The organism is Streptomyces sp. NPDC046805 (genome assembly GCF_040645355.1).
Classification (GTDB): Bacteria; Actinomycetota; Actinomycetes; order Streptomycetales; family Streptomycetaceae; genus Streptomyces.
Window position 1 is genome coordinate 73719 of record NZ_JBEYYC010000036.1, and the last position, 17047, is coordinate 90765.

Here is a 17047-nt window from a genome sequence, read left to right on the forward strand (position 1 = left end):
CTTCGTCCATGAGGACACGCGTGAACCCGTCCCCGTCTCGGGCCCAGGCCGACGCCGGCGTGCACGCCGTGGCCCCGAGCGGCATGATGGACGGCCAAGTCGGTCTCATCCACGAGGCGTCGGACGGCGCGGGACGGTGGGGCGTCTCGGTCCTGGCGTACACGGCGAAGTACGGCTCCGCCTTCTACCGCGCGGACGTGAACCTCATCCTCACGTACTGGGCGACCGAGGCCGCGCAGAGCCTGCTCCCTCGCTGAGGTCCACTACCGAGCTACTGTTCCTCCGCATGACGGCCACCGAGTTGGACATCACGGAGGACTTGATCCGGGATCTGCTGCGCGAGCAGCATCCCGACCTGGCGGATCGCCCCCTGAGGCTCGGAGCGCTCGGCTGGGACAACCAAGTGTGGCGGCTCGGCGACGACCTCGCCGTCCGGTTGCCCTGGGCGACGCAGTCCGCGGACGCGCTCCTGCGCAAGGAACACGCCTGGCTGCCCCTCCTCCCCCCGGACCTTCCTCTGCAGATCCCCGTCCCGCAGCGTCTTGGTGACCCCTCCGAGCGGTTTCCGCGGCCCTGGCTCGTCACCACCTGGGTACCGGGCGAGCCCGCCGACCGTGCCCCCGCCACGCGCGCCGAGGAGGCGGCCGTCACCCTGGCCGCCTTCCTGACCGCTCTTCACCGCCCCGCCCCCGACGGGGCGCCGGCAGGCCGAGACCGCGGGGGACCGCTGGCCGAGACCGCCGAACGCTTCACCCAAGGACTCGCCTCGGCCGTCGAACTGGGGCTGATTCGCGACCCGGACGCCGTCCGCGCGATCTGGGAAGACGCTGCCGCTGCGCCCGAGTGGGCAGGCCCACGTCTCTGGCTCCACGGCGACCTGCATCCAGCCAACATCCTGACCACGGATGGCATCTTCTCCGGCGTGATCGACTTCGGCGACCTCTTCGCCGGCGACCCGGCCTGCGACCTCGCCGCCGCTTGGATCCTGCTGCCGGACGGCGCCGTCGACCGCTTCCACGAGACCTACCAGCCAAGCCCGGACGCCGCGACCCTACGCCGCGCCCGCGGCTGGGCGGTGCTGCGCGCCCTCAGCGGCATCCACATCGGAGACGCCGGCGTCCACGGCCGTCCCGGAGGCAAGCCCACCTGGGGGCCACCCGCCCACGCCGCACTGCAACGCCTCACCGCAACGGTCCACCAGTGATCAGGCATTCCGGCGGCAGGTGAATGTGAGCTCCTCAGCCCTTGGTCTGAAGCTCTTCGACGAGCGCGTCGGCTGCGAGCAGGCCGAGGCTGTTGGAGGCGAGGGGGCTGTCGCCCGTGAGGAGCTTGCGGTCCCGGTGTGTCTTGCCGGTCATGTCGTCGTTGATGACGTTCACTCCCTGCTCTCGCAGCAGGCCGGCGACGAGCCACTGCAAGCGGCCGGGGAGGTAGCCGATGTCGAGGTTGGGCCCCTCGTCGAGGGAGTCCGGGAAGACACAGACCTCGTAGCCCTTGAACGGCGACTCCTCCTTGCCCAACGAGGCGGCCAGGAGCGAGGCCGGCCCGTGGCACAAGGTGATGACGAACTTGTCGTTGCCCAGAGCCCAGTCGAGCGTCTTCGTGACGTCCTCACTGGTCGGCAGGCCGACCACGGCACCGTGTCCGCCCGGAATGAAGACGGCGGCGTAATCCGAATCTTCACCGAGATCGTCGGCGACGACGTCGGCGAGGTCCTTGGGCGCCTTCAGCTTCGGCTTGAGGGCCTCGTACGTGGCCATCACCGCTTCGTCCTCTTCCGGCATGGCCCACAGTTCCAGCTTCGCCGGATAGCCCCCCACGGTGGCGACATCGACGTCGAAGCCCGCCTCCATCAAGTGGTGAGCCGGAAGCAGCATCTCGACCGGATGATTGCCGGTGGAGAACATCTTTCCGTTCTGCGTCAGAACGTAGCGCTCCGCGGCCGCGATCATGAGCACCTTCTTGTCCCCGGTGTACGCGCCCTTGTGCCGCACTCCGTCGAAGTTGGTCTTCGGGGCGGTGTACTGGCTCAGCGAATACGGCGACGGGAAGTACGCGTTGTCCTCGGCCGGATCCGGCGTCGGGGTCCTGCTCAAATCGTCCGTGGCAGATGACATGCTGACGACCTGCTTTCATGATGGCTGAAGTCTCGGCAGCGGCCGTTCGATGGGCTCGGTTCGCTGAACTCGATGGACTCGATTGGGGGCACCACCGAGGGGGACGAGCAGGGGCGACATCGGCCGACTCTTTCAGAATGTCCGAGATGAGGCTAACTCGACTGAAACGACCCGGCAGGTGGATCTTGCCAACCGGCCGGGCGCTCCACGAGGGTGTGTTCAGCTAGGCTGAACAGCGTGGGTGCGGATACGCGAGAGCCCCGGGCGACGCCTCCCGCTCGGCTCGGGCGGGCCATTCGTGAGGTCAGGTCGGCCGGCGGTGTCTCGCTGCGGGAGCTCGCCCGCCGGATCGGGGTCAGCGCCGCCACGGTCAGCGCGATCGAAACGGGCAGGACACAGGTGTCCGTGAGCCGGCTGCAGGCCATCGCGAGCGCGCTCCAGATCACGGCCGCTGAGTTGATCGACCGGGATGTGGCGAGCGACCGGGCCGCTCCGGCCCCTGCCACAACGGTCCAGCCGCCTCATCCGGCCACCACCCGATCCGCCCTGAGCGCGGACCGAGGTCAAGGCTGGCGGCACTTCGCTCCGCTGCGGATCGATCCGGTCCTCTCCGCCGCCATCGCCGTCTTCGTCGAGACCGGCTATCACGGGGCGACCGTCCGTACGATCGCCCACCGTGCCGGCATGAGCGTTCCCGGGGTCTATCACCACTACAGCAGCAAGCAGGACCTGCTGGCGACGATATTGGACCTGGCCATGACGGAACTCCTTTGGCGGGTGCCCGCGGCCCGGGACGAAGGGGCCACGCCGACCGAGCGCGTCGCGCTGATCGTCGAGTCCATGGCTCTCTTCCACACCCACCGGCGCGAGTTGGCCTTCATCGGCTCCAGCGAGATGCGCAGCCTGGAACCGGCCAACCGGAGGCGTATCGCGGGCCTGCGCAATGACCTGCAGTACATCCTCGACCACGAGATCGACGAGGGCGTACGGGAGGGAAGCCTCGCGACCGCTCATCCGCGCGACGGGGCGCGCGCCATTTCCACCATGTGCACGTCGTTGCCGCAGTGGTTCCGTGCCGGTGGGCCGCGGACCCCCGAGCAGATGGCCGCCGAGTACGCGCGCTTCGCTCTGGATCTGCTCGGTCACCGCGAAGAGCGGCGCGACTGATCGGGGTGAGCGCTCCGGGAGCGCTCCGCTGTGCTCGTGCTCACCTCTGCGAGGCGACGGCCATCGCTTCCTCCGCCTCCTGTTGCAACTCGACGGCTGCGCGCCGCCCCTGCGCGGTCAGGGCGACGAGCACGGCCCCGGAGAGGGCGATGAGCGCAGCGGCGTAACCGATGGCGGTGGTACGCAGCCCGAAGGCGCTGGATGCGATGCCCGCGGCGATGGCGGGGAGGCTGAACGCCAGGTAGCTGACGATGTAGATGGTCGAGAAGAGCGAGGCGCGCTCCTCGGGGGCGGCGTGCGGGGCGAGGGTGCCGAAGGCGCCGAGGAAGGACGCGCCGTATCCGTAGCCGGCGATGGCGGTGCCGATGAGGTAGGCGGCGGGGACGCCGGCTGCGACGCCGATCAGGGTGATGACCATGCCGGTGGCCAGGACCAGCGATCCGATGTGCAGGACGCGGCGGGGCTGCTGGTTGCGCAGTGTGAAGGAGCCGAGGGCGCCGCTCGTGGTGAGGATGCTGATCACGATGCCCGAGGCGACGTGGTTGTGGACGTGGAGGACCGAGGTGGTGAGCGCGGGACCGAGGGACAGGTGGAACCCGCCCAGCGCCCACAGGGCGATGAGGCTGGGAGTGCTGATCAGGAAGTGCGGGCGAAGCCGGTGGGGGACCGACATGCGGGGGCGCAGTGAGGCGAGCGCACCGGGACGGCGGGCGGCCGTCTCGGGCATCACGAGGACGCCGACCGTCGTGACGGCGAACGCCGCGATGATCAGGACGTAGATGAGCGTGGTGGGCGCGGGGGCGAACTGGACCAGGAGTCCTGATCCCAGGGCTCCGGCGGCGAGGCCGAGGGTGGTGGCGACGCCGTTGACGGTCGCTCCGAGACGGGGGCTGTGCTTGGGCTGGAGATCGACGAGCCCGGCGCTGACGGCGCCGGTGGCGGCACCGGTGGCCAGGCCCTGCACAGCGCGGGCGACCATGAGCCAGCCGAGTCCGTCGGCGGCGATGAAGACGACCATCGATCCCGCCTCCACGAGCATGGACAGGATCAGGACGGGGCGGCGGCCTATGTGGTCGGACAGGGCGCCCACGACGAGGAGGGCGAGGAGCAGTCCGAAGGCGTACAGGGCGAACACGACCGTGACGGCGGTCGCGGAGAAGCCCCAGTGGGCCTGGTAGACGGGGTAGAGCGGGGAGGGGGCGCTGGCGGCTGCCAGCAGGAACAGCTGGATGGCGCCCAGCAGCCAGAACGCGGCGGTGCGGGGGAGCATCCGGCGCTCGCGCCGGGAGGGGGCCTGGCCCTGGGACGGGGCATGGAGGGAACTGGTCATCTCAAGGGATGTCTCTCTGGCATCGGAGCGGGGGAGGGGGAGCCGTCACAGCGGCACTATGGCAAAGATCTTTGCCTTAATTACGCTAGCATCGAGGTCATGGCTAAAGCAAACATCGTTGCTATATGATTGATTCCATGACCCCTGCAGAGCAGCGCACAGCGAGCCGGCCGGGCGGGCGCAGCGCCCGCGTTCTTGCCGCGGTCCAGCAGGCCGCGACCGAGTTGATCTGTGAGCGCGGTCCCGAGAACGTCTCGATCCCCGCGATCGCCACGCGTGCGGGCGTCAACCCGACGAGCATCTACCGGCGTTGGGGCGATGTGCACCAGCTCCTCGCGTCGGTCGCCGAGACTCGCCTCGCACCGGAGTCCGTACCCCAGGACACCGGAAACCTCCGCGAGGACCTGGTGCTCTGGGCTGAGGAGCTGCTCGACCACATCAGCTCGCCCGAGGGATACGCCTCGCTGCGCACCGTCATCAACGCCACCGCGGAAGGCGAGGTCCGTGATCGCTGCCTGCGCAAGCGGGCCGACCAGGTCGACCTGATCCTGGAGCGTGCCCGGGTTCGAGGTGAGGGTCGTCCGACGACCGGACAGGTCATGGACCACGTCCTCGCGCCCCTGCACTTCCGCGTCCTGTTCGGCGTCGAGCCGACGGACGCCGCTTGCGTCCGAGGGCTGGTGGACGAACTCCTCTCCGGCCGCTGAGCGAGGAGCGAGGTCCTTAGGTCGAAGAGGTTTGCTTTTACTGGCTCACGCCGTTAATCTCACATTCTAAAGCAAACATCTTTGCCATAGTGCGGCTGGCTCCGCAGCGTGGCCCTCTCCAGCCCTGGAGATTGGACGGTTGAGTGATGCAGCAGACGTTGCCGAACACGGCCTTCGAGGTGCGGTTGGCGTCCCGGCCGCAAGGGTGGCCGACTCCGGAGAACTTCGACTACGTCGAGGCTCCCGTCGGCCGACCTGGCCCGGGGCAACTCCTGGTGCGCAACGAGGTCATGAGCGTCGACCCCTACATGCGCGGGCGGATGAACGCGGGCAAGTCCTACGTGCCGCCCTTCGAAGTGGGCAAGGCGCTCGAGGGCGCCGCCGTCGGCGAGGTCGTCGCCAGCGGTTCCGAGAACTTCGAGGTCGGACAGAAGGTCGTACACCCCCTCGGTTGGCGCGAGTACGCGCTGGTCGACGCCGACAAGGCCAGGGCGGTGTCGCCCGACCTCGCTCCGCTGCCGGCGTATCTGGGCGTGCTGGGCATGATCGGTCTCACCGCCTACGTCGGACTCTTCGATATCGCCGCCTTCACGCCTCGCGACACGGTGTTCGTCTCCGGGGCGGCCGGAGCGGTGGGCTCGCTGGTGGGTCAGATGGCCAAGCTGCGCGGTGCTCCTCGGGTCATCGGCAGCGCCGGTTCGGCGGAGAAGGTCCGCTACCTCGTAGAGGACCTGGGCTTCGACGCAGCGTTCAACTACAAGGACGGCCCGGTCATGGAGCAGCTCAAGGCGGCCGCCCCGGACGGAATCGACGTCTATTTCGACAACGTGGGAGGCGATCACCTGGAGGCCGCGATCGAGGTGCTCAACAACAACGGCCGCATCGCCGGGTGCGGCGCCATCGCCCAGTACAACGCCTCCGAGCCGCCGGCAGCGCCGCGCAACCTCTTCCAGGTCGTCACCAAGCGACTGGGCATGAAGGGCTTCATCGTCAGCGACAGCATGCATCGCATGCCCGACTTCCTCCACGAGGTCGGCACCTGGCTGCGCGACGGCCGCCTGCGTGAGTCCCAGACCGTGGTCGACGGCCTGCGCCATGCCCCGGACGCCTTCCTCGGCATGCTCAAGGGCGAGAACATCGGAAAGATGCTCGTCACCATCTGACGGTCGGCGAAAGGGTTCCGGTCGGTGCCGGCGGCGTCACGGAAGGGCGACGCTGTGACAGCCAGAACATGGTTCATCACCGGTGCATCACGAGGCTTCGGCAGAGTGTTCGCCCTTCGGCGGCACCGTCGCCGCGCCGGCCCGGCCGTGCTGGAACTGGTCGACGCGCCGCATCCGCCACGGCGCGTCGCCTTCGGCCCCAGAATTGTCGACACCTTCGGGCGTGATGTACGCCGACCGCCTGCGGGACTGGCGGCGATGGGAACCCGTCTCCGACCTCGCGAGCGGGAACCGGCCCCCGACCACCGGGTGACCCGCGCTCCGGTGGTGCGGCCCGTCGCACCCTGCACTGTTCAGTAATTCTGAACACTGCGACGAGCGTCGAAGTCCCGACGTCAGCCCTATTGATCGTGCCCACAGTGTCATGTGACAGTGACGTCCGTTCGCGACGTGGACCGAGCGAGCGATCGGTCCGTGTCCATGACGAGACAGGAGGCACGTCGATGCCCGAGGCTCCCAGCATGGAAGAACTCCTCCGCACTGCACCGACCAACTGGGGCAAGTGGGGAGAGCAGGACGAGGTCGGCGCCCTGAACTACCTCACCGCCCAGGAGGTCCTGCGCGGGGTCGCCCACATCAAAACGGGCTCCGTGTTCACCCTGCAGAGGCTGATCGGCGACCCGAAGGGAGACCCCGTCTGGCCGGGCCGCTCACCCGCCCAACGGACCATGATTCTGGACGAGTCCAGTTGGGACGGCGACGGCGCCCCCGCCTTTCCCGGTGGACTGCACTACGCCGACGACAAGCTCGACACCTTCCTGCAAGGGTCCACGCAGTACGACGCGCTGGGGCATGTCTGGTACGGCGGCAAGATCTGGAACGGCTACGACGCCCGCACCACGGTCGGCGGCCTGAACAGGGCCAGCGTCGCTCCGATCGCCGAGCGCGGAGTGGCAGGCCGGGGCGTGCTGCTCGACATGGCGCGCTTCCGCGGCAAGGAGAACCTCGACAAGGGTGAAACCTTCTCCCACGAGGACCTCGAAGCCTGCGCCAAGCATCAGGGCGTCACGATCGAGCGGCACGACATCCTCGTCATCCGCACCAACTTCCTGAAGCTCTTCTTCGACCAGGGCGACGACTTCTACGACGGCTTCTGCGAGCCCGGCCTCGTCCACAGCCCGGAACTGCTGCGCTGGTTCCAGGAGCGGGAGATCCCCAACCTCGTCACCGACACCATCGCCAACGAGGTGACGTACGACCCCGACAGCGGGGTCGCCCTGCCGCTGCACTGCGCGCTCATGCGCAACCTGGGCGTTGTCTTCACCGAGATCTGCGACCTGGAGAAACTGGCGGCGAGCTGCGCGGAGGACGGCCAGTACACCTTCCTCTACACCGCGGCCCCGCTCAAGGTGAACCGGGCCAGCGGCTCGCCGGTCAACCCGGTGGTGATCAAGTGAGCGCGTACACGCAGCGGCCATGGCTGGCGCGTTACGCGGACGGTCTGCCCGCCGACATCACACCCGAGTGCGGGACTGTGCTGGAGATGTTCCGGGCGTCGGTCGCCCGTGGGCCCGAGACGGAGGTCGTCCGGTACTTCGACGGCGTCCTCACCTTCGCCGAACTGGACGCCGCCTCCGACGCGTTGGCGGTGGCGCTGGCCGAGCACGGCTTCGCGCGGGGTGACCGTCTCGCCGTCTACACCCAGAACAACCCGGCGTTCGTGATCGGTCTGGTGGCCGCGTGGAAGGCGGGCGGCAGCGCGGTCTTGGTGAATCCGATGAACAAGGCGCGCGAACTGGCCTATTTGCTGGCCGACTCCGGCGCCACCGCGCTGCTGTGCCTCGATGAGCTGTACGCGACGGTGGCCCGGGACGTAATTGCCGACGGGGGCACACGCGTCACCACCGTGATCACGTGCTCACCGTTGGACGGGCAGACCCGCGACGACCCCAGACTGTTCGCCGGAGCCACCCGCGTGCGTCACCCGGACACGCTCGATCTGACCGAGCTCCTGAAGGAGTACGCCGGCCGCAGGTCCGATTCGGAGCCCCCGAGGCCTGAGGATGTCGCCGTCCTCACGTACACGTCGGGGACGACGGGTGTGCCCAAGGGCGCGATGAACACGCACGGCAACATGGCGTTCAACATCCAGACGTACCGGGACTGGATGGGGCTGACTCCGTCGGACAGCGTGCTGGGCGTGGCGCCGTTGTTTCACATCACCGGGCTGATCGGCCATCTCGGCGTCGCCCTGCTGCTGCCGTGCCCGCTGGTGATTGCCCACCGGTTCCATCCGGAGGTGGTCATGGACGCCATCCGCGAGCACCGTCCCACGTTCACCGTCGGTGCGATCACCGTGTTCATCAGTCTCGCCGGAGTCGACGGTGTCACCAGGGAGGACTTCTCCTCGCTGCGGATGGTCTACTCGGGGGGCGCGCCGATCGCCCCGGCCGTCACTGAGGAGTTCGAGGCGCGCACCGGCCTGTACATCCACAACGTCTACGGCCTCACCGAGACCAACTCGCCGTCCCACGCGGTGCCGTTGAACACCCGTGCACCGGTCGACCCCTCCTCCGGGGCCCTCTCGGTCGGCGTGCCGGTGTTCAACACCGTCGTACGGATCGTCGACGCGGACGGCAAGGAGCTGCCCGTCGGCGAGATCGGCGAGATCGTCACCTCCGGCCCCCAGGTGGTCCCGGGCTACTGGAACAAGCCGGAGGCCACGGCCGAGTCACTGCCCGGCGGCGAACTGCGCACCGGTGACGTCGGTTTCATGGACGCCGAGGGCTGGTTCTACCTGGTCGACCGGAAGAAGGACATGATCAACGCGTCCGGGTACAAGGTGTGGCCCCGGGAAGTGGAGGACGTCCTCTACGGCCACCCTGCGGTGCGTGAGGCAGCTGTCGTCGGCGTCCCCGACAGCTATCGGGGCGAGACCGTGAAGGCGTTCGTCTCCCTCAAACCCGGTGCTGACGCGACCCCCGAGGCGTTGGTGGCGTACTGCAAGAACCAGATGGCGGCCTACAAGTACCCCCGCACGATCGAGGTGCTGGACGAACTGCCCAAGACGGCGACGGGCAAAATCCTCCGCCGGGAACTGCGGAACGAGGGACATACGCCACCCCAGAACAGGGACGCGGCCCCCAACTGACCTGCCCGCTGTCGGCGTTGGAGTGGTCCAACGCCGGCAGCACCGTTTCTGGCCACAGCAGCACCGGCGAGGCAATCACGCGGCAGGCCACACGAGTTGGACGCCCAGGACCCTGGAACGCATGGCTGCGGCACAGCGTCTCAACGGCCCCGGCGTCAACCTCCAGATCTGCGGGCACCCCGCGCAGGCCGACGAACTGATCGTGCAAGGCGGCCTGACCGACTTCGACGCAGTTGGTGGCCCGGCTCAGCTGTGCTGCATCCAGACATTGGGCTCCTGACACACGCCCTCTGAGGACTGGGCCAACCCCTAAGCGTCCGGGGTGACGTTGTTCCGCAGTCTGGCCAGTACGTCCTCGAACTGCTGGACCTCCGCCTCGGTCAGCCCCGTGCGCAGCCGTCGGTCGAAGGCGACGGCGACGTCGCGTGGCAGCAGCCCTGCCTCGGCCTCCGCCAGGGAAGGTTCGACCAGGCGGAACCGGCGCCCGAGCGTCTGGCCGAGGATCTCCGGCTCCTGGGCCGGGGAGGCTCGGTGACCATGAGCGTCGAACTCAACCACACCATCGTCGGAGCACGCGACAAGCATGCCTCGGCCCGGTTCCTGGCCGGGATCCTCGGCAGGGAGGTGGGCGAGCCGTTCGGTCCCTTCACGCCGGTCGTGCTCGACAACGCCGTCACGCTCGACTACTTGACGCTGACCGAGGTCCGGCCGCAGCACTACGCCTTCCTGGTCGGCGACGAAGAGTTCGATGCCGCCTTCGCCCGGATCCAGGCCTCGGGCCTGACCTACTGGGCTGATCCGGGTCACCGCGCCCCGGGCGAGCTCAACCACCGCTGGGGCGGCCGGGGCCTCTACTTCAGTGACCCGGACGGACACAACATGGAGATCCTCACCCGGACTCCGTGACCACGCCGGTGCCTCATCCTGGCTCCACCACGGCGCCATGACGCCATGGTGCGGCGAGAACTCAGTAGCGTGCCCGGGCCGTCACAGACGAACACACGACGCATGACTGACCAACCCGTGCGATGGAGCCAGGCAACCGTCTACCCCGACATGTGGGCCGATCCGGACGACGATCCCCGCGATACCGAAGGCCCGACGCCGCGTTGGCCGAACGCCCGGACCTGCGCGAGCGTGTCAGGAAGGATGAGATCGCGGTGCGGGAGCTGATGGTGCACAGGATCGAGGAGTACGTCCGTCACTGCGGGCACGCCGACCTGTTGCGCGAGTGCGTCGACGGCAGAGTGGGCCAGTGACGAGTACGGCATGTCATCAACCGCTGCCTCTGTTGTGTGCTCAACACGGTAGAGATTTGGCTGTCGTTGAGTGAGAGGACGAGAAGCCGTGGACGTGTACGAAGCCGTGGACAGTCGCCGGGCCGTGCGGGCCTTCAGTGATGAGCCGGTACCCAAGGAGATACTCGAACGAGTGCTGACTGCGGCGACGCGGGCTCCGTCGAGTGGGAACCTCCAGCCGTGGCATGTGTATGTCGTGGCCGGCAAGCCCCTGGCCGAACTGAAGAGCCGCGCGACGGCCAGAGCGTGGGCGGGAGACCCGGGGGACGAGCGGGAGTATCCGATGTACCCGGCCGGACTGGCCTCGCCGTATCTGGACCGCTTCTCCGCCGCGGCCGCCCAACGGTACGAAGCCCTGGGAATCGAGCGCGACGACCCCGACAGACCCATGAAGATCGCCGCCTTGAACTCGGAGGCGTTCGGAGCGCCGGTCGTCCTGTTCTGCTACTTGGATCGGACGATGGGGCCGGGGCAGTGGGCGGACGCGGGGATGTATTTGCAGACGGTCATGCTGTTGCTCAGGGCAGAAGGGTTGCACAGCTGCCCCCAGGTGATGTGGACGATGTATCGCAAGACCGTCGGCCGGACGGTCGGTGCCGACGACGGGCTCGTACTGTTCTGCGGTGTCGCGGTGGGCTTCGAGAAGGAAGGCGTGCCACAACTGCGCACCGAACGGGTGGACATGACAGAAACGGTGAGCTTCATCGGAGTGTGACCGTTGGGCGGTCACTGACCGATGCCTCAACGGAGGCAGGCACTAGGAGGCAGGAGGCAGGAGGCAGGAGAAGCAGCGAATGGCCGAGCGCGTTATCGAGGCAGACGGCATCGAGCTGTGCGCCGAGTCTTCCGGTGACCCGTCCCGTCGGCCCCGCCCGTCTTGCTCATCATGGGCACCGGAGCTGCGATGGTCTGGCGGCGGCCCCCCAGCCGTCGGCTGCCGGCCTGCCACGTCCATCCGAACGCAGGGGAGCCACGGCATGTCGCTCTCATCGGCCGTCCGGCCCAACAGCTCTCCTCGCTTCGCGTACCTACTGGTGCGCCGACTGGACCAGGCAGGGACTGTTCGGACGTACTGGCGAGATCGGCCCGCAACGGTTGGAGAATCCGTTGAGAAACCCTCGCCTCGCGGCCGCCTTGGTCGCCGCTGACGCCATGCGGGCCACGGTGTACAGCCGTTGCTCCGGCGGCAGAACGACGAAGATCGGCGTGAGATCGCAACCCGCTCCGGCTGCGGTCGCATCCGCCTGCATCGATCCTCGCTCTGCCTCCGCGGCATCGGTCCGTACCACCGGCACTCCCAGCGCCGCCCTCGGCACCACGTGGTGTGACGTCCAGCTCCAGGGCGGCAAAATCGAGAGCGGGGGCGGCTGAACAGGTGGACAGCCTCGCTCACCCTGCCAACCGTCGATGGCTCTACGGCGTCCTCTGGATGCTCCTGCCCATTGCGGTGATGGTCGGCCTCTTCTGGTACGGCCGGGTACACATTCCGGACTACACGAGCAGCCTCTTTGGGCAGCGCGGCGGCGACGCCGTGCGGCTCAAAGCCCAACTCGGCTCCGCACTTATGTGCCTGGCGCTGATTCAGCTATTTCTTGCCCTCTGGATGTACGGCCGCCTGCCCGCACTGCGATCCGCACCGCACTGGGTCCCCCCTACGCACCGCCTCGTCGGCCTGATCACCTTCCTCTTTTCCATCCCCATCGCTGTGCACTGCATCACTGCCTACGGCGTCGAGCTGGCCGACCCCCGCGTGGCGCTGCACTCGCTCGCCGGCTGCTTCCTCTACGGGGCCTTCGTCGCCAAAGTCATCGTGGTCCGCCACCGCCGCTGGCCCGGCTGGGCGCTCCCCCTGGCTGGCGGCACCCTCGTCGTCGCGATCGCACTGCTCTGGTACACCGCCGCCCTCTGGTACCTGAACGGCTTCGAGGCACCCGGCCTGTGAGCAGAGCACGAGACGTCTCTCCCGACGGCCAACGGCGGGCCGGGCGACAAGCTTGGCTACCGCCCCCTCCTCGAGGACGGTGCCTCTGCCCTGTTCCAGGTGATCAACCAGCGATATCTGAAGTCCTCCACGATCCTGCCCATGAACGTCGGCGCCTTCGGCGATGCCACCGTTGCCGCGAACCAGGCCCGCGCTCGCCCAGCGGCTCTACGACGAGCGGGAGAAGACGCTCCAGCAGACCGCGGACATGTTCCGGGTGCCCCGCTCGACGGTGTACGGACGCCTCGACCGCCAGGAACCGCCGTGCGGCCTTCAGCAGGCCGGGATCCTCCAGCCGCAGCCCGAACTCCAGGCTGCGGCCGGAACCTTCCGTGCTGTTGGGTCGCGCACGCGCTCGACCAGCCCGCCATCGATCCGGCGATGCTGCCCGCCGGCGTCGCCGAACTTCCCGATCTGCAGTTCGAGGCGGTCGGGATCGTTCACGGCGACGTCGACGAGAAGCTGTGGGGCACCGCCGAGTGGCCGGTCCGCGCTCACCTCGCCTACCTGGCCGGGGCATTCAGCTGCGGGAACAGCTGCGCAATCTTGTCGATTGCGCGATGGCCATCGACTACCCCTCGACCAGTGCGACCATCAAGGGCACATGCTCGGTGCGGAGCGGCCGGATCGCCTGGTAGTCCTGCGACTTGTACCACTCCTGCGCTCTGGCCAGACCGGGGAACTCCAGCATCACGATGTCGCCGTCCCAGTTCCCTCATGCCCGACGAGCTGTCCGCCGTGCACGAGGAAGCGACCGTCGTGTGGTGCCATCGTGGCCTCGATCCGCCCGATGTACTCCGCGATTTCCGGGCCGATCTCGACATTCTCCAGGTAACCGATCACGTACCCGCGCACCGCCGTCAGGCCGGTACCTTGTCCAGGAATCCGCGCACGTCCTGGATCCGGCCCGACTCGTCCAACACCAGAACGTCGAATCCGATCACCAGCGGCTCTGCTCCCTCCGGACCCAGGCCCCAGCGGAAGCGCATCTGGCGATGGTGGGCGTCGGCCTCACCGACCTGGGTGAACACAAACCCCGGAAACTGCGCCTGGACGCCGTCGACGACCGCAGCGATCCCCTCATGGCCGGAGACCTCGACCATCGGATCGGTGTAGGTCGCCTCGGGCGACCAATGCTCGGAGATCAACGTCGCCCGCTCGTCACCGGTCGCGTTCCAGGTGGCCAGGTACTGCTGGACGATGCCCTTCATGTGTAACTCTCCCGTTCGTCTCGATCGGCTGATGCCAGGAATCCTGGCCCGGGCCGACCGTCCGATCCATGACCTCACAGGTCATGGCACCCCGGACACGGCCCCCTAGACTCACGGACATGAGCGTTGCAGTCGAAGTCCCACCGGTCGGTGCACTGCTGCGGACCTGGCGTGAACGACGCCGGTTCAGCCAGCAGGAGCTGTCCAACCGATCGCGGGTCTCCACCCGGCACCTCAGCCGAGTGGAGACCGGCAAGGCGCACCCGACACCGGAGATGCTCATGCACCTCTCCGACAACCTGGATGTGCCGCTGCGGGATCGCAATCGACTCCTGCTGGCCGCCGGCTACGCGCCGCGCTATCAAGATCACCAATTGGACGACGCGTCGATCGCGGTAGTGATGGACGGCCTGCGCCGACTCCTCGACGCCCACCTGCCGTACCCCGCGCTGCTGTTGGACGAGCACTGGGACATCGTCGATGCCAACGCTGCCGTTGATCAGCTGCTGGCCGGTTGCGCGCCAGAGCTGCTGGAGCCGCCGATCAATGTGGTCCGGGTCTGTCTGCATTCGGATGGGCTGGCCGGCCGTATCCGCAATCGCACGGAGTGGGGCAGCCATCTGCTGCAGAAGGTGAGCCACCGTGCCGATCGCACCCATGACCAGCGCCACCACGAGCTGGCCGCAGAGATCGCCGGGTACCTCGACAAAACCGATGTCGCCGCCCCCCTCACGGGACCTGTGATCACCCTCGAAATCGATGTGGACGGCACCCCGCTCCGGTTCTTCAGCACCTCCGCCACTCTCAGCACCGCCACCGATGCCGCCCTGGAAGGGCTGCATCTGGAAACGTTCCTGCCGGCGGACGAGGAGACTCGGCGCCGGTTCGATCAGCGGTGGACCATGACAGAAGGGTCCGCGGCAGGCCCGGCTCCTGGCATCGGGGCGCACTCGGGTCCGCGTCCGCGATTCACTACGCCCCCGTAGGCCCTGGATAGGCGGGACCGCGTCCAGCAGCGGCAGCAGCTGGGTGACGTCGTGGCGTTGCCGCCGGTGAGAGGGACAGCCAGCGGGGATCTGTGCCGGTCGACGAGCACATGGTGTTTGGGACCGCGCCGGACCCGGTCGACGGGTGAAGGGCCGACATGATCCCCCTTTGAGAGCCGGACATGTGAGCCGTCGACAGTGCGGTCATCCAGGTCCAGAAGGTCCGTCTGACGTAGCTCAGCCATCATGGCGGCGTGCGGGCGGGGCCAGACGCCAGCCTCGGTCCAGTCTCACAGCCGGCGCCAGGCCGTGACTCCGGAGCAGCCGACGGTCTCCACGGGCACATCGCGCCAGGCAACGCTGGTCCGCAGCACGTACATCACCCCAGCGAGCGCCGCTCGGTCCGGAATGCGCAGTCGTTCGGAGTGGCGACGACGGCGCTCGGGAACGGGCGACGGCAGCGGAGTCACGTGCTCCCACAGGTCGTCCGGAACAAGATCAGCACCCTCCCACACAGCCTCCCGATCAACATCGCCAGGCACAAGATCGCGGGCTCAACTTGCTCAGAAACGGTCAGTCAGTCGTGAAGGTGCCGACCAGCCGCTGCGGGGTGATCCTGACGACCACCCGCACCACCTCCGGCGGTAGTTCCAGGTACTCCTCACCCGCGTCGGGTCCCTCGTACTGCTCGGCCAGTGCGACGGCCAGCTTTCGGCCCAGATCTTCGGCCACCGTCGCGGTACCGCGTACCTCCAGGTATCGCAGCGGGTTGTTCCGGTCGTAGACCGTCAGGCTGACCCGCGCGTCACGCTCCACGTTGGTGACCTTGCGACGGCCGGCTGCCGAAGAGATCAGCAGTTCGTCGCCGTCCCGGGCGACCCAGACCACTGAGGTCTGCGGGCTGCCGTCGGGGTTCACGGTGGCCAGCACCGCGGGATTCACATCGTCAAGGAGCCTGTGGGCGGCATCGTTCAACTTGATGGTCACGCCGGCGACCCTAGCCAGGTCGTCAGGCGGCGTCGACCGACATTTCCCCTGCCGGCGCGCACGCAGGGCACCCCCACCGGCCGAGATCGCAAACCGCGAAGCCCGGGCTCATGTCATTCTGCAACGATCAGTAAGACGGTGTCCTACACGGTCAGTTTGAGGCGCTGTTTGTAGCAGCAGAGGGCGGCGGCGAGTCCCAGGAAGGTCAGGTGGTTGCCTTGTTGCCGCTCGTAGCGGTGGTTGAGACGACGGTAGCCGGTCAGCCAGGAGGTGGTGCGTTCGATGACCCACCTTTGGTGGCCGAGTCGTTCGCTGGAGTCGATGCCTTTGCGGGCGATGCGGACGCCGAGACGTGGTCGGAGTGCCAGTGGGTGTTCACGACCAGGTCGACAGTGTGCACGTGAGCGTGAGCCCAGGCGGCGGTCTGTTCGACGTGCCCGACGAACCCGCTGTCACCGTAGATCGTGATCTTGCTGCTGAAAGGTCTGCCGGAAGCCGGTGCGGCGACCTGGTGAGCATCGGGCTGCGAGGGGAAGGTCAATGGCCGCGGAAGCCACTGTGTCTGCGGCCGTCGTCGGCTTTCTCGCGGAGTTCCGTGCTGAGACACTTCCGATGATGAGGGTACCGGTCAACACGTAGGTTACGGCACCGAGGAATGAGGACGTTGGCCAGCACGAGAGGGTGGGACAGGGGGCGCCTGTTGATCTTGTGGGGGGGGGTGGGGGTACTGCTCGCGATCGGAGGCACAGGGGTGTTCCTCACGATTCGCGACACCAGAGCGGACCTCGCAGCGCTGGAGGACTCTGGCAAGGCATTCCTGAAAGCCCTTGGCTCAGGTAACGGCGAGGCCACCTGCCAGGGCTTGCGCAAGTTCCCGGGATCGCCCAACTGGCGTGAGGATGCCGCGGGTTGGGGTGGATGACAGAGCGGACACGGGATCCGTGATCAT

At 67.8% G+C, this 17047-nt stretch carries 17 protein-coding genes and 5 pseudogenes; 13 read left to right on the plus strand and 9 right to left on the minus strand.

What is annotated here, in order from left to right:
• Positions 1-35: 35 nt before the first annotated feature.
• Both ABZ910_RS30885 and ABZ910_RS30890 read left to right on the plus strand, forming a co-directional pair.
• Positions 36-188, plus strand: a pseudogene (locus tag ABZ910_RS30885) (porphobilinogen synthase); the annotation flags it as partial.
• 98 nt (positions 189-286) lie between these two features.
• Positions 287-1204: an aminoglycoside phosphotransferase family protein gene (locus ABZ910_RS30890; protein WP_361371468.1), complete on the plus strand. Its 918-nt coding sequence runs from the start codon at positions 287-289 to the stop codon at positions 1202-1204.
• A 34-nt stretch (positions 1205-1238) separates the two neighbouring features.
• Here ABZ910_RS30890 and hchA read toward each other — a convergent pair whose 3' ends face one another.
• Positions 1239-2117: a glyoxalase III HchA gene (hchA, locus tag ABZ910_RS30895; protein ID WP_361371471.1), complete on the minus strand. Its 879-nt coding sequence runs from the start codon at positions 2115-2117 to the stop codon at positions 1239-1241.
• Between the two features lie 237 nt (positions 2118-2354).
• Between hchA and ABZ910_RS30900 the strand changes: the two genes are divergently transcribed.
• Positions 2355-3284 carry a TetR family transcriptional regulator gene (locus ABZ910_RS30900; RefSeq protein ID WP_361371473.1) on the plus strand — a complete coding sequence of 310 codons (930 nt, stop codon included), beginning with the start codon at positions 2355-2357 and terminating at the stop codon, positions 3282-3284.
• Positions 3285-3324: 40 nt separating this feature from the next.
• Here ABZ910_RS30900 and ABZ910_RS30905 read toward each other — a convergent pair whose 3' ends face one another.
• Positions 3325-4614, minus strand: a complete 1290-nt coding sequence (locus ABZ910_RS30905) for an MFS transporter (RefSeq protein WP_361371475.1) — start codon at positions 4612-4614, stop codon at positions 3325-3327.
• Positions 4615-4751: 137 nt separating this feature from the next.
• On the opposite strand from ABZ910_RS30905, the gene ABZ910_RS30910 reads away from it, so the two are divergent.
• The 5 genes from ABZ910_RS30910 (at position 4752) to ABZ910_RS30930 (ending at position 9915) form a co-directional block, all read left to right on the plus strand.
• Positions 4752-5321, plus strand: coding sequence for a TetR/AcrR family transcriptional regulator (locus ABZ910_RS30910; RefSeq protein ID WP_361371478.1), 570 nt, complete (start codon positions 4752-4754; stop codon positions 5319-5321).
• Between the two features lie 146 nt (positions 5322-5467).
• Positions 5468-6484 (plus strand): NADP-dependent oxidoreductase, encoded by a 1017-nt coding sequence (locus ABZ910_RS30915; RefSeq protein WP_361371481.1) that lies wholly within the window; start codon positions 5468-5470, stop codon positions 6482-6484.
• Positions 6485-6987: 503 nt separating this feature from the next.
• Positions 6988-7941, plus strand: coding sequence for a cyclase family protein (locus tag ABZ910_RS30920; protein WP_361371484.1), 954 nt, complete (start codon positions 6988-6990; stop codon positions 7939-7941).
• Positions 7938-9635 (plus strand): AMP-binding protein, encoded by a 1698-nt coding sequence (locus ABZ910_RS30925; RefSeq protein ID WP_361371487.1) that lies wholly within the window; start codon positions 7938-7940, stop codon positions 9633-9635. Before ABZ910_RS30920 ends, ABZ910_RS30925 begins: the two co-directional genes overlap by 4 nt.
• 121 nt (positions 9636-9756) lie before the next feature.
• On the plus strand, positions 9757-9915 hold the full coding sequence (locus tag ABZ910_RS30930; RefSeq protein WP_361371490.1) for a hypothetical protein: 159 nt from the start codon (positions 9757-9759) through the stop codon (positions 9913-9915).
• A 29-nt stretch (positions 9916-9944) separates the two neighbouring features.
• Here ABZ910_RS30930 and ABZ910_RS30935 read toward each other — a convergent pair whose 3' ends face one another.
• The gene (locus ABZ910_RS30935; RefSeq protein ID WP_361371493.1) at positions 9945-10193 is read right to left on the minus strand and encodes a hypothetical protein; all 249 of its coding nucleotides are present in this window, start codon (positions 10191-10193) and stop codon (positions 9945-9947) included.
• On the opposite strand from ABZ910_RS30935, the gene ABZ910_RS30940 reads away from it, so the two are divergent.
• The 4 genes and pseudogenes from ABZ910_RS30940 (at position 10173) to ABZ910_RS30955 (ending at position 12875) form a co-directional block, all read left to right on the plus strand.
• Positions 10173-10541 carry a VOC family protein gene (locus ABZ910_RS30940; RefSeq protein ID WP_361371495.1) on the plus strand — a complete coding sequence of 123 codons (369 nt, stop codon included), beginning with the start codon at positions 10173-10175 and terminating at the stop codon, positions 10539-10541. The two genes, ABZ910_RS30935 and ABZ910_RS30940, sit on opposite strands and share 21 nt — an antisense overlap.
• 102 nt (positions 10542-10643) lie before the next feature.
• A pseudogene (locus ABZ910_RS30945) lies at positions 10644-10894 on the plus strand (DUF664 domain-containing protein).
• Between the two features lie 88 nt (positions 10895-10982).
• Complete coding sequence (locus ABZ910_RS30950; RefSeq protein ID WP_361371498.1) at positions 10983-11648, plus strand: nitroreductase; 666 nt, start codon at positions 10983-10985, stop codon at positions 11646-11648.
• Positions 11649-12308: 660 nt separating this feature from the next.
• On the plus strand, positions 12309-12875 hold the full coding sequence (locus ABZ910_RS30955; protein ID WP_361371501.1) for a DUF6529 family protein: 567 nt from the start codon (positions 12309-12311) through the stop codon (positions 12873-12875).
• Between the two features lie 312 nt (positions 12876-13187).
• On the opposite strand, the gene ABZ910_RS30960 is transcribed toward ABZ910_RS30955, so the two are convergent.
• The 3 genes and pseudogenes from ABZ910_RS30960 to ABZ910_RS30970 all read right to left on the minus strand — a co-directional run bounded on the left by ABZ910_RS30960 (position 13188) and on the right by ABZ910_RS30970 (position 14125).
• Positions 13188-13412, minus strand: a complete 225-nt coding sequence (locus tag ABZ910_RS30960; RefSeq protein ID WP_361371504.1) for a hypothetical protein — start codon at positions 13410-13412, stop codon at positions 13188-13190.
• Between the two features lie 73 nt (positions 13413-13485).
• Positions 13486-13769 (minus strand): annotated as a pseudogene (locus tag ABZ910_RS30965) (DUF1330 domain-containing protein).
• Between the two features lie 5 nt (positions 13770-13774).
• Entirely contained in the window at positions 13775-14125 is a 351-nt protein-coding gene (locus tag ABZ910_RS30970; protein ID WP_361371507.1) for a nuclear transport factor 2 family protein, read from the minus strand.
• A 119-nt stretch (positions 14126-14244) separates the two neighbouring features.
• Here ABZ910_RS30970 and ABZ910_RS30975 point away from each other — a divergent pair, with 119 nt between their 5' ends.
• Entirely contained in the window at positions 14245-15111 is an 867-nt protein-coding gene (locus tag ABZ910_RS30975) for a helix-turn-helix transcriptional regulator (RefSeq protein WP_361371510.1), read from the plus strand.
• On the opposite strand, the pseudogene ABZ910_RS30980 reads toward ABZ910_RS30975, so the two are convergent.
• The 3 genes and pseudogenes from ABZ910_RS30980 to ABZ910_RS30990 all read right to left on the minus strand — a co-directional run.
• Positions 15100-15653: pseudogene (locus ABZ910_RS30980) on the minus strand (IS5 family transposase); the annotation flags it as partial. The gene ABZ910_RS30975 and the pseudogene ABZ910_RS30980 sit on opposite strands and share 12 nt — an antisense overlap.
• 31 nt (positions 15654-15684) lie before the next feature.
• A complete protein-coding gene (locus ABZ910_RS30985; protein WP_361371512.1) occupies positions 15685-16098 on the minus strand; it encodes a PPOX class F420-dependent oxidoreductase in 414 nt (137 codons plus the stop codon).
• A gap of 143 nt (positions 16099-16241) precedes the next feature.
• Positions 16242-16439, minus strand: a pseudogene (locus ABZ910_RS30990) (transposase); the annotation flags it as partial.
• Between the last annotated feature and the right edge of the window lie 608 nt (positions 16440-17047).

Excerpts from the sequence above, each read along its gene's own strand:
- ABZ910_RS30890 (WP_361371468.1), top strand. The coding sequence starts at position 287 with ATGACGGCCACCGAGTTGGACATCACGGAGGACTTGATCCGGGATCTG.
- hchA (WP_361371471.1), bottom strand. The coding sequence starts at position 2,117 with ATGTCATCTGCCACGGACGATTTGAGCAGGACCCCGACGCCGGATCCG.
- ABZ910_RS30920 (WP_361371484.1), top strand. The coding sequence starts at position 6,988 with ATGCCCGAGGCTCCCAGCATGGAAGAACTCCTCCGCACTGCACCGACC.
- ABZ910_RS30940 (WP_361371495.1), top strand. The coding sequence starts at position 10,173 with ATGAGCGTCGAACTCAACCACACCATCGTCGGAGCACGCGACAAGCAT.
- ABZ910_RS30910 (WP_361371478.1), top strand. The coding sequence starts at position 4,752 with ATGACCCCTGCAGAGCAGCGCACAGCGAGCCGGCCGGGCGGGCGCAGC.
- ABZ910_RS30970 (WP_361371507.1), bottom strand. The coding sequence starts at position 14,125 with ATGAAGGGCATCGTCCAGCAGTACCTGGCCACCTGGAACGCGACCGGT.
- ABZ910_RS30930 (WP_361371490.1), top strand. The coding sequence starts at position 9,757 with ATGGCTGCGGCACAGCGTCTCAACGGCCCCGGCGTCAACCTCCAGATC.
- ABZ910_RS30975 (WP_361371510.1), top strand. The coding sequence starts at position 14,245 with ATGAGCGTTGCAGTCGAAGTCCCACCGGTCGGTGCACTGCTGCGGACC.
- ABZ910_RS30905 (WP_361371475.1), bottom strand. The coding sequence starts at position 4,614 with ATGACCAGTTCCCTCCATGCCCCGTCCCAGGGCCAGGCCCCCTCCCGG.
- ABZ910_RS30915 (WP_361371481.1), top strand. The coding sequence starts at position 5,468 with ATGCAGCAGACGTTGCCGAACACGGCCTTCGAGGTGCGGTTGGCGTCC.